This is a genomic window from Saccharibacillus kuerlensis DSM 22868 (assembly GCF_000378145.1).
Taxonomy (GTDB): Bacteria; Bacillota; Bacilli; order Paenibacillales; family Paenibacillaceae; genus Saccharibacillus; species Saccharibacillus kuerlensis.
The window spans coordinates 84,223-95,721 of the sequence record NZ_KB899289.1; the positions used below are offsets into that span (position 1 = coordinate 84,223).

The window sequence follows — 11,499 nt, forward strand, 5'->3', positions numbered from 1 at the left end:
GGAATGCCGGTCGGATATATGCGGAAGAGAGTGAGCGAAGGAATGAAAAAAATGTGGTTAAGCGTCGTCGCGGCGGCGGGGCTGCTGCTGATGTCAGGCTGCAGTGATACGATGTCTTTGCCGGACCCTACATCGCTGATTCGGCCGCCGCGCCTTCCAGCGGACAAAGAGGTCCTTAAAAATGTGATCGACAGGCAGCTTCCAGCTGGGGCTACCGAAGTTCGCACACGCTCCTCGGAGGATACAAGTTCTATTCGTTACGCCGATTTGGACGGAGACGGAACGAGAGAAGCTATTGTATTTTACAAGCCGGCCGACAATACTCAGAATCTAAAGCTGATGATTTTGCAGGAACAAGGCGAGTCGTGGGTGAAAAGACTGGAGATTGAGGGACAGGGGCCAGTGCTGGACAGACTTGAATTTGCGGATATAACCGGGGATGGATATACGGATATTTTGGCTGGATATGGAGTGAGCGGAGAAGATTCTTCCACAGCCGCAAGCAATGTTCTTATGGTGTATTCGTATATCGAGGGAACACTGCAGATCCATGATGTTAAGTTGCCCTATACGGACTTTGCATTAATCGACCTGAATGGAGATGACAGCAAAGACTTGGCTTTGGTCGAAATGAGGCCGTCTACAGGAACGGATATCCGGGTGTATCAGTATAGGGATTCGGCTTTTCAGGAGCTGTCTTCGCTTATGCTGCCGAACAAAACGATTACAGGATATTATAACGTTTCGGCAGGCAAAGTGTCGGCGGATCAAAATGGGCTGGTGCTTGATATCATGGTCGGTTCGGGTTCATACACTCAAATCGTTGTCATGAAAGATGGTATGCTGGAGTCCGTATTAAGCGAAGTTGCGGCATTCAAGGACGGCTTGGTCAAAAGTGAAGATATAAACGGCGACGGCATTATCGAAATTCCTACACTGAAACTGCCGGTCGGATGGGACAAGTTCGCGAACAAAAAAGATATTCCTATGCTGACTGTCTACAATCAATGGGATAAAGAAGATGGACTTATTAAAATTAGAGAGCAGTATCGCGATGCCAGCGGCCGATTCGTGCTTCCGCCTTTTCCGGAAGAACTTCTCGACAATGTAACGTTGAATACGGTATCGATGGTCGACAAATATTTGCAGTTTGTTCGGATCGACGATGCGAATCGCCAGTGGATCGAGGAAGTCCGTTTCTTTACACCGGCTCAATGGCAAAATGAATCCCAAGGCGACTCTTGGATCAAGCTTTACAGCACAAGCAGCCAGGTTATCGCTTACCGGGTCAATCCGAATGGGCCGCTGTCGACAGGCCGGCTTGGCACTCCGTTAAGCTGACCGCCGCTTGAGTATATAAACAAACGGTATAGAAGTCCGGGAAGGGGAGTCTCATGAGTAAAGTGTTAATTTTGGAAGATGAAGAATCAATCAGAAGTTTTATTGTCATTAACTTGAAGCGCAACGGATTCGAGGTGCTTGAAGCGGGAGACGGCCATGAAGCTTTGCATATTTTACAAACGGAACCTGGAATCGATATTGCGCTTCTCGACGTTATGGTGCCGGGAATCGACGGATTCGAAGTATGCCGACGTATCCGAGAAACGAATGAGCGAATGGGCATTATTTTCCTGACTGCAAAAGTTCAGGAGCAGGACAAAGTATACGCTCTGTCCGTAGGTGCAGACGACCATGTCAGCAAGCCGTTCAGTCCTACCGAGTTGATTGCCCGTATTCATTCTTTGCTGCGGAGAGTCAATGTCCATCGGGAGACAGCTGCCAAGGTAACTTTCGATTCAGGGCCGTTCAAACTCGATTTGATTTCCAAACAGTTTAAAAAGAACGGGCAGGCGATCGAATTGACGCCGACGGAGTTTTCGCTAATTCAATTTTTCCTGGAAAAAGAAAATACCCCGCTCAGCCGAGATGTGCTGCTCGACCACGTCTGGGGGAAGGAATACATGGGTGACCCCAAAATTGTGGATGTCAACATTCGCCGTCTGCGCCAGAAGATCGAGGATAATCCATCGGAACCCGAATACTTGCAGACGGTATGGGGGCACGGTTATAAATGGAAAGGCCAGGGTCAATGATTAAGAAAGGGATCGGCAGACAGATCGTCATGCACTATTTTATCGTCATCTTCCTGGCGCTGATGCTCGTGGAAGTGGTGTTTCTGTTTGCGATCCGAACCTATTATTACGATACGATCAACAATATGATTTCAAGTCATATCGACGCAACCGTAAGAAGTGTCCTGGTATCAACCAATATTAACGATCAGAGCGAAATGGAATACTTGAATCAGGTACTGGGACTGCTAAAGCTGCCTGAAGCCGAACTGCAAATTCTTGACGGTAAAGGAACAGTGCTGATCAGCTCGTCGGGATTTGAAGCGGATAAGCCGGTACAGACGAGCGATATTCCGCAAGCACTTGCTTCCGGCGGCACAGCCAAATGGATTGGCCGACAAGCGACGACAGGAGAACCCGTTATGGCGGTGACGACCACGCTGCAGCAAAACGGCGGTCAGGTCTATCTCGCCAGGTTCGTCACTTCGATCGAAAAAGTTAATCAGCGCCTTACCGAAATCACGCTCGTTTCGATGGCGGTTATCGCAATCGTTCTGTTCATCGTACTGATTGTCAGTATTGGGCTGGCCAATTCCATTGTGCGTCCAATCAACAATATCATTGCCGTATCGGCGCAGATGGCCAAGGGCAGATTTGATGTCCGCGTTGAGGGCGACTATCGTTATGAACTTGGCGAAATGGGGTCGACGCTTAACTATATGGCAGAAGAAATCGTCCGAAGCAATCAAATTAAGGACGATTTCATCTCATCGATTTCACACGAGCTTCGAACGCCGCTTACGTCGATCAAGGGATGGAGCGAGACGCTGGATTCAGGCGGATACGATCCCGACGAAACGCGAATCGGAATGGGGATCATAGCCAAGGAAACAGATCGTTTAATCGGACTTGTCGAAGAACTTCTCGACTTTTCCAAGCTTCAGCAGAATGAGATGAAGCTGACTATGGCCAGAGTCGACCTAAGAGAGCTGCTCAAAGAGATTGTGTTGAACGTTTGGGCAAAAGCCGAGCTGAAGAAGGTTCAGCTTCGGTTGGATGCGGACGGCGACGCATATTGGGTATATGGCGATGCCAACCGGCTCAAGCAGATTTTTCTGAACATCGTTGATAATGCGATCAAGTTCTCGCATGAAAGTTCGGTAATCGTTCTGCATTTGGTTCGGGAAGATGGCTGGGTGCGAACTTCGGTACAGGATAACGGTATCGGAATCGATGAAGAAAATCTAAAAAGGGTCAAAGACCGCTTCTTCCAGGTCAATACGCAGGGTGGAGGAACGGGCCTTGGGCTTGCGATCACGCAGCAGTTGGTTGAACTGCACGAAGGCAAGTTGGATATGTCGAGTGAACTTGGAGTCGGGACGACAGTAAGCGTCATGCTGCCGCTGCTGGAGGAAGGTCCGGCAGCGAAAGAACTCGATACGGATACAGCCGGAATTGAAGAAGTCTAGAATGGCATTGAACTCTGACGGATAAGAAAGCGGGGATACGATATGTCGTCTAACGAAAAAACTAACTTGTTCCGTCAGGGTAAAGGCTCTGCCGAACTGTCCATTCGCGAAGCGTCAATAGACGATGTCGAAGTGCTTGCAGCAATGATGCGCGAAGCAGCGGAAGTTATGGTTCATGCAGGCGTGGAACAGTGGAAGCCCGACATGTTCACTAGCGATACGGTACGCGGGTATTTCGATAACCGTCGGCTGTTCCTGCTGACTGCTGATGGCCAGCCTGCAGGTCTATTTACTTTGCAGGATAGCGATCCGTCTTATTGGAAAGACTTGAACGACGATCGCTATCTGTATCTGCATCGCTTGACGGTACGGCCTGAATATAGGGGATTGGATTATGGGGGCGTCATGCTGAACTATGCCGAACAAGAAGCCGCGAGACAAGGAAAGCTTGGCTTAAGGCTGGATTGTGTAGCACACCTTCCCACCTTGAATGCCTATTATCAGCGAAACGGATTTGTCTTCGTAACAGAACGTGATCTGAATCGTGAAAGAGGCGGGCGATATGTGAATTTGTATGAGAAGCCCAACGGAAACTAATGCAAATAAAGAATGTAAATAGAAAAAGCCGTCCGCGAAATGAACAAAATCCATTTCGCGGACGGCTTATTTATTTTTAACAAGAGCTTTGATTAGGAAGTCAATCCACCAGCCCGGCGAATCGCTGCTGTTTCATAAGTATCCTGAAGGGATCGAACCGATTGAGGGTTGATTACCGGTTTTGCGTAAACCGTCTCGTGTGGTCCGATAATCAGAATATCGTCTGGAGTTCCTTTAATAACGGCTCCATCGCGAATCACAGCATTCTCGCCGACAATCGCGTACTCAATCTTGACGTTACGACCGATCTGGGCATCCGGCATGATCACGCTGTCTGCAATCATCGATCCTTTGCCGATCTGTACACCGCGGAAGAGAACGGAATGCTTGACTGTACCTTCGTTCACACATGTTTCGTGCACCATCGAAGAGATAGGCGAAGGAGCTAGCGTGCGGCGGAACAAAGCAGGGCGGCTGGCTTGACGATTAGTATGCATCGGCCATTCCGATTTGTTCAATTCGAACGCTTTGTCTTCACCTAGCAGATCCATATGTGCTTCCCACAAGCTGTTTGCCGTGCCAACGTCTCTCCAGTAGCCTGCAAATGGATAAGCATTCACCTGCGAACCGTCGTTCAGCATAAGAGGAAGAAGATCTTTGCCGAAATCATGTCCGGATGTGTCGTTATCGCCATCGTTCAGCAGGTAGCTGCGCAGATAAGACCATTTGAATACGTAGATACCCATTGATGCGAGACTGCTCATCGGCTTGGCCGGTTTCTCGTTAAATTCGACGATGCGAAGATTCGAATCGGTCGTTACAATACCGAAGCGATGCGCTTCATTAAGCGGCACTTCCATCACGGAAAGTGTCGCATCCGCACCTGAACGCTTGTGAGCTTCGAGCATTTCTGCATAATCCATATGGTAAATATGATCACCCGACAAGATCAGTACGTGTTCGGGATCATGTTGGTCGATAAATTCAATGTTTTTGGTAATAGCGTCAGCCGTTCCACGGTATTCTCCGCGTTCGCCGGGCGGCAGCAGGACGATCTCGCGATCTGCCGAACCATTTTTCCACGGAGTGCCTTCGCCGATATGTTCATGCAGCGACTCAGCAGCATACTGTGTCAGTACGCCTACAGTGTCGATGCCTGAATTCAGACAGTTGCTGAGAGGAAAATCGATGATACGGTAATGACCGCCAAACGGCACAGCAGGTTTAGCGAGCGTAGACGTCAGCGGTGCAAGTCTTCGACCCTCTCCTCCGGCAAGCAGCATAGCGATGCAGTCTTTCTTATTCATGTTAATTTCCCTCCCGTGATGTATGTCAACATAACATATGATTAAACGGAAGAAGCAAGCTTTGAAACTTAAGAAAAAGGAAATATGTTGCATTTATCAAAAAAAATTTTTTTAGTATCGTTTTATTCAGTGCCTGTTTAAACGGGTAATAAAAGAATTGATGTGTTTAAAATAGACAGTTAGCAAATAAAGATTTGAACAAGGGGCGTGAAAAGATGGCCAAGCAGCCGGGAACTGTATCCCAGTCAATATCCAAGGAAGACATTTATTTATTTCACGAAGGTAATTTTTTTCACAGCTACCGGGTGTTCGGCGCTCATTTAACGAAAGAAGGCAGCAGAGAAGGTGTAAGATTTACCGTGTGGGCGCCCAATGCGGTATCGGTTGGCGTAGCGATGGATATCAATCAATGGGATGGAAGTGCCTCCCCGCTTGAATTAGTGCCGGAATCGGGGGGGATTTGGAGCGGTTTTATTGAAGGCGTCCAATATGGAGATCTATATAAATACGCGATCGAATCGGTAACCGGCGAGCGCTTGCTTAAAGCAGATCCTTACGGCGTATATGCCGAGGTGCGGCCGAATACGGCTTCTCGCGTAGGCTCTGTGGAAGGTTACGAATGGTCGGATCAAGCTTGGCGCCGCAAGCGCCGCGCTCCTTATGCCAAGCCGATGAACGTTTATGAAATGCAGCTTGGCACATGGCGACAGAAGGAAGACGGAACGTTTTATACATATCGGGAACTTGCCGACCTGCTGATTCCTTATGTAAAAGAAATGGGTTATACTCATCTGGAATTTATGCCTCTGACCGAATATCCTTATGACCTGTCATGGGGATACCAAGCTACGGGATATTTTGCTCCGACAAGCCGCTACGGCGAAGCAAAAGATCTCATGTATTTGATCGACCGCTGTCATCAGGCTGACATTGGTGTTCTGCTTGACTGGGTGCCGGGTCATTTTGCCAAAGATGCACACGGCCTGCGACAGTTTGACGGAACGCCGCAGTACGAATATGCCGATCCCATGTTGGCCGAGAAGCCGGGTTGGGGAACGTTGTCGTTCGATTTCGGCAAACCGGAGGTTCAGTCTTTCTTGATCTCCAGTGCACTCTATTGGATGGACCTATTCCATTTCGACGGTCTGCGGATCGATGCGGTAACAAGCATGCTGCGTCTCGACTTCGAAAAGAAACCCCATCAATGGCGTCCAAACGAGAATGGTGGAGTTGAGAATAACGATGCCATCGAATTTTTGCGCAAGCTCAATCGAATTATTTTCAGCTACTATCCAAATTCGATCATGGCGGCGGAAGAATCCAGCGCCTGGCCGAATGTTACGGCCCCGGCCCATGAAGGTGGACTGGGCTTCAATTATAAATGGAATATGGGCTGGATGAACGATACGCTCAAATATGTGGAGACGGCATTCGATGAAAGACCTTCACTGCATAATCTGTTAACATTCCCAATTGTATATGCTCATTCGGAGAACTTTGTACTTCCGCTGTCGCATGACGAAGTCGTTCATGGTAAAAAGTCGCTGCTCGACAAAACGCCAGGGAGCTACGAAGAGAAGTTTGCAGGACTTCGCCTGCTTCTGGGCTACCAAATGACGCATCCCGGCAAAAAGCTTCTGTTTATGGGAGGAGAGTTTGGTCAGTTTATCGAATGGAAAGACGAAGAACAACTTGACTGGCTCCTGCTCAATTACGAAGCGCATCGGCAGATGAAAGATTACACGGCAGCGTTGAACCATTTTTATCTTGGGGAAAAAGCGCTTTGGGAAATCGACCACAACTGGGAAGGTTACGACTGGATCAGTGCATCGGATGCGGGACAAAGTGTAATTACCTTTATGCGAAAAGGGAAAAAGTCGGGTGATACGCTGTATATCCTTATTAACTTCCGCCCAATTGCATACGAGGATTACCGCATCGGCGTGGATAAGCCGGGAACGTACAAGGAAGTATTCAACAGCGATGAAACTCGTTTCGGCGGCGGCGGCTTGTTAAACGAGCAGCCGATCAAGGCGGAAAAGGAAGCATGGCATGATCGGGAGTATAACGTGCCCGTGAAGCTTCCTGCGCTCGGCATTGTCATTCTCAAAAAGAGCGGACGCTCTTCAGAGACATTAAAAACGGCTGTCGAACCTGCTGCTGCCAAGCCAGCTCCGAAAAGAAAAGCAGCTGTGAAAAAGAAGAACGATGCCAAATCGGTTGTGCTGCCCGAAACGAATGAAATAAACGAAACCAATGAATCAGGTACAAAGCGAAAGGGGAAAACTAAATGAAATTGCTGTTTGCAGCTGCGGAAGCAGCACCTTTTATCAAAACGGGTGGCTTGGCCGACGTAATCGGCGCCCTGCCCAGAGCACTAAAAGAAGCGGGGGCGGATATTCGTGTGGTGCTGCCCAAGTATAGTGGTATTCCTGATTCATATAAGGAAAAATTGACGCACAAAAGCAGCGTATTCGTACAGCTGGGATGGCGCAGTCAATACTGCGGGATCGAAGAATATAACGATAATGGAATCCCGGTTTACTTTATCGATAATGAATTTTATTTCGGACGCGACGGCGTTTACGGATACGGGGACGACGGAGAACGTTTTGCCTTTTTCAGCAAAGCCGTGTTGGATATCCTGCCGGAAATCGGCTTCAAGCCGGATGTCATTCACTGCCACGACTGGCATACGGGAATGGTACCTCTGCTGCTAAAAGATACGTACGCGCATGATCCTTTTTACGACAACATTCAGAGTGTATATACCATTCATAATCTGCTGTATCAAGGTGTGTTTCCTTATGCGGTATTCGGAGAGCTGCTGGGTCTGGACAACCGCCATTTCACAGCAGCAGGCGCGGAATATTACGGCAGTGTCAACTTTATGAAGACAGGTATCGTATATGCGGATAAGGTAACGACGGTCAGCCCGACTTACGCTCAAGAGATTCGCACTGCTTATTACGGATACGGTCTGGACGGTCTATTGTCTTCGATTGGCGATAAGCTGACAGGCATTGTGAACGGAATCGATACGAAGAGCTATAATCCGAATACGGATAAAACGCTGCATACCCGCTATAAGAGCAGCCTGGCCAAGAAACGTGAAAATAAAACGGCGCTGCAGACGGAGCTTGGACTTCCAGTGAACATCAAGACGCCAATGATCGGCATTGTATCGAGGCTGGTAGAGCCCAAAGGATTGGATCTGGTCGTTCGAATTCTCGATGAGCTGCTGTACGGTGATGATGTACAGATTGTTGTGCTGGGCACTGGCGAGGCGGGCTACGAGGATTGGTTCCGTCAGGCAGCGTTCCGCCATCCGAACCAGCTGTCGGCGCAGATTCGTTTCAGTGAGACGCTGTCGCGCAACATCTATGCGGCGAGCGATATGTTCCTGATGCCATCCATGTTCGAGCCGTGCGGAATCAGTCAACTGCTTGCCATGCGTTACGGCAGTGTACCGATCGTTCGTGAAACGGGTGGATTAAATGATACCGTCCAGGCATACAACGAACATACGGGAGAAGGTAACGGTTTTAGCTTTTCCTCGTACAATGCACACGATATGCTGCATACGATTCGCCGGGCGCTGGCTTTTTACCGGGACGAACCAAGCTGGAAAAAGATTGTGCAAAACGGCATGAGTGCGGATTTCAGCTGGCTGGCTTCCGCTAAGGAATATATGGGCATTTACGAACAGTTGAAAGATTAAAATCACCATCGCGAGTACAGGAATAAAGCGGCAGGTAGGATTACCTGTGCAGCAAGGAAAGGGAGAAGGCCGGGCAGGCCTTCTCCCTTTTTATTTGCATTCAAACACTTGTTAAAACCAAAAAAATGAATCAAAATAAAGGGGACAAAGTGGAGTGTACAACGTTTTGGCGGAAATAAACCAAAGAAACCACAGCTCCGATCGGAACTGTGGTTTCTTTGGTCTTTTGATGTCCGAATTGATTGATTTTCCGTCAATCCCCCTCAATACGGACTGAAATAGTAAAGCAGCATAAACAGCGCCGTCTTCACACCTGTTCCGATTGAACCTCCATCCAGCCGTTTCAGTACAGCCATAATCGACACGACAATTGCTGCCATAGATACAACAAAGAACATACCGGCTTCTCCTCCTTGCATATTCCCGTTATTCCATGAACCACTTAAGGAAAGATAACCAGAACAGGAGGGATGAAAACGCTTTATTTCATTAAATTTCGGTAAAGGATGCGGTAGCCGTAAGAATCGAGCGAAATGGCGAGCTGCCCACCTGTCGTCAGTATATTCTCACCAGTTAAAGCATCGCGCCAGTCATCCGTCTCCATCGGGTGGGACAGCATGGACGACTCGGCAGTATTGTTTATCCAGATTGTAAAATGAATATGATCGTCGATCCGTTCATAAATGATACACGGATCACCGGAGCGGGCCATCAAGAAACGAAAACGACCGCCCCGGAGTGCAGGATTGCTTTTACGAAGCCCAATCATCATTCGGTAAAAGTTATAAAGCTCAAGATCCTGCTTGGAGGGATTCCATTCCATACACTTCCGGCAATCCGGATCGGCTCCTCCCTGGAGACCAATCTCGTCCCCATAAAAAATGCAGGGCGTTCCCGTATACGTAAATAAAAAGACGATGGCCAGCTTCAGCTTGCGTTTGTCGCCGCCCAAGCGGGTAAGCAGACGCGGCGTATCATGACTGCAGAGCATATTAAACACCACTTCATTGGTCTGCTGAGGGTAACGCATAAGCAGGGTACTCATATGACTGGAAAATTGATAGCCGTCCATACCGCCGCCGAAGAAAGCCAGTACTTTGTCGGAAAACGGATAGTTCATAACGGAATCGAATTGATCGCCCATCAGCCAAGAGAGCGAGTCGCTCCATACTTCGCCGACCAGATAGGCATCCGGCTTGGCACCCTTTACGACATCCCGGAATTCACGCCAAAAATGATGGTCTACCTCGTCCGCTACATCCAGTCGCCAGCCGTCTACGCCGATCTCTTTGATCCAATACTTGGCGACGCCAAGCAGATATTTGCGGACTTCTTCATTTTCGGTATTGAACTTGGGCATATTCGAATAGAAGCCGAACGTGTCGTAGGTCGGTACACCGTCTTTAGTACCGAGTGGGAACTCATTGATATGAAACCAGTCTGCATAAGGCGAATAAGATCCTTTGGCTAACACATCCTGAAAGGGAGGGAACTGATCGCTGCAGTGGTTGAAGACCGCATCCAGAATGACGCGTATCCCTCTGCCGTGACAAGTCTGGACCAGCTCCTTAAGCAGCTTGCTGTTGCCAAGATGCGGATCGACCGTTTTATAATCAATGGTGTCGTATTTATGATAAGAGCTTCCTGTGAAGACGGGAGTGAAGTAGATCGCGTTGATTCCTAGTTCCACTAAATAATCCAGATGATCCAGTACACCCTGCAGATCTCCGCCAAAATAATCGGTCAATGTCGGCTGTTCGCCCCATGGCAAACTGTTCGGTGGATCGTTCGACGGATCACCGTTTGCGAAACGGTCGGGCATGATTTGGTAAAAGATCGCTTTTTTGGCCCAGTGAGGTGCGGCAAATAGGTCTACTGCATGGATGTAAGGAAACTCGTAAAATCCTCCGGTGGGGTTGGGGAAGCCGTTATGAAACTCGTTATCGGCTTTAAACAGCGTTTCGCCGTTCGAAATGAGCCGGAATATGTACGCGACGCGCTTGAATTTCGGACGCACAGGACCTTCCCAATAATCGAAATATTCATCGGTGGCCGCCTTTTCCAATTCCACTTCAAAATATGTGCGGCTCCAATCGTATTTATCACCCGTCAGTGCCGTAACGCGGTCAACATCGTTTTTCTTGGTTCGAAAACGAAGGTGGATCGTGTGCAGATCGTAGGAGTAAGCCCATTTGTCGCGCGGTACATGATACATCGCTTCCCGAAACATCAGTTAATCGCTCCTTTGCACGAATCGAGTGGAAACAGAATATAGAAATAAAAGGAATTGTTACAAAAAAATCAAGAATGGTTTCCATTACCCCGCAAAAGAG

General features: G+C 48.5%; 9 protein-coding genes. 6 read left to right on the forward strand and 3 right to left on the reverse strand.

The window, feature by feature from the left end:
* Positions 1-42 precede the first annotated feature (42 nt).
* From F456_RS0113990 to F456_RS0114005, 4 genes are read left to right on the forward strand one after another with little or no spacing between them, the layout of a single operon-like run.
* Positions 43-1,341, forward strand: coding sequence for a hypothetical protein (locus tag F456_RS0113990; RefSeq protein ID WP_018977672.1), 1,299 nt, complete (start codon positions 43-45; stop codon positions 1,339-1,341).
* A 53-nt stretch (positions 1,342-1,394) separates the two neighbouring features.
* Positions 1,395-2,093: a response regulator transcription factor gene (locus F456_RS0113995; protein WP_018977673.1), complete on the forward strand. Its 699-nt coding sequence runs from the start codon at positions 1,395-1,397 to the stop codon at positions 2,091-2,093.
* Entirely contained in the window at positions 2,090-3,541 is a 1,452-nt protein-coding gene (locus tag F456_RS0114000) for a sensor histidine kinase (RefSeq protein ID WP_018977674.1), read from the forward strand. The genes F456_RS0113995 and F456_RS0114000 overlap by 4 nt, the downstream gene beginning before the upstream one ends.
* A gap of 42 nt (positions 3,542-3,583) precedes the next feature.
* Positions 3,584-4,138 carry a GNAT family N-acetyltransferase gene (locus tag F456_RS0114005; protein ID WP_018977675.1) on the forward strand — a complete coding sequence of 185 codons (555 nt, stop codon included), beginning with the start codon at positions 3,584-3,586 and terminating at the stop codon, positions 4,136-4,138.
* A 92-nt stretch (positions 4,139-4,230) separates the two neighbouring features.
* Here F456_RS0114005 and F456_RS0114010 read toward each other — a convergent pair whose 3' ends face one another.
* The gene (locus F456_RS0114010; protein ID WP_018977676.1) at positions 4,231-5,445 is read right to left on the reverse strand and encodes a glucose-1-phosphate adenylyltransferase; all 1,215 of its coding nucleotides are present in this window, start codon (positions 5,443-5,445) and stop codon (positions 4,231-4,233) included.
* 215 nt (positions 5,446-5,660) lie between these two features.
* On the opposite strand from F456_RS0114010, the gene glgB reads away from it, so the two are divergent.
* Positions 5,661-7,739 (forward strand): 1,4-alpha-glucan branching protein GlgB, encoded by a 2,079-nt coding sequence (gene glgB, locus F456_RS0114015; RefSeq protein WP_018977677.1) that lies wholly within the window; start codon positions 5,661-5,663, stop codon positions 7,737-7,739.
* A complete protein-coding gene (glgA, locus tag F456_RS0114020) occupies positions 7,736-9,166 on the forward strand; it encodes a glycogen synthase GlgA (RefSeq protein WP_018977678.1) in 1,431 nt (476 codons plus the stop codon). Before glgB ends, glgA begins: the two co-directional genes overlap by 4 nt.
* Before the next feature lie 263 nt (positions 9,167-9,429).
* Here glgA and F456_RS25025 read toward each other — a convergent pair whose 3' ends face one another.
* Together F456_RS25025 and F456_RS0114030 are read right to left on the reverse strand one after the other, a co-directional pair.
* Positions 9,430-9,564 (reverse strand): hypothetical protein, encoded by a 135-nt coding sequence (locus F456_RS25025; protein ID WP_018977679.1) that lies wholly within the window; start codon positions 9,562-9,564, stop codon positions 9,430-9,432.
* An 83-nt stretch (positions 9,565-9,647) separates the two neighbouring features.
* Positions 9,648-11,396 carry an alpha-glycosidase gene (locus F456_RS0114030; RefSeq protein WP_018977680.1) on the reverse strand — a complete coding sequence of 583 codons (1,749 nt, stop codon included), beginning with the start codon at positions 11,394-11,396 and terminating at the stop codon, positions 9,648-9,650.
* Between the last annotated feature and the right edge of the window lie 103 nt (positions 11,397-11,499).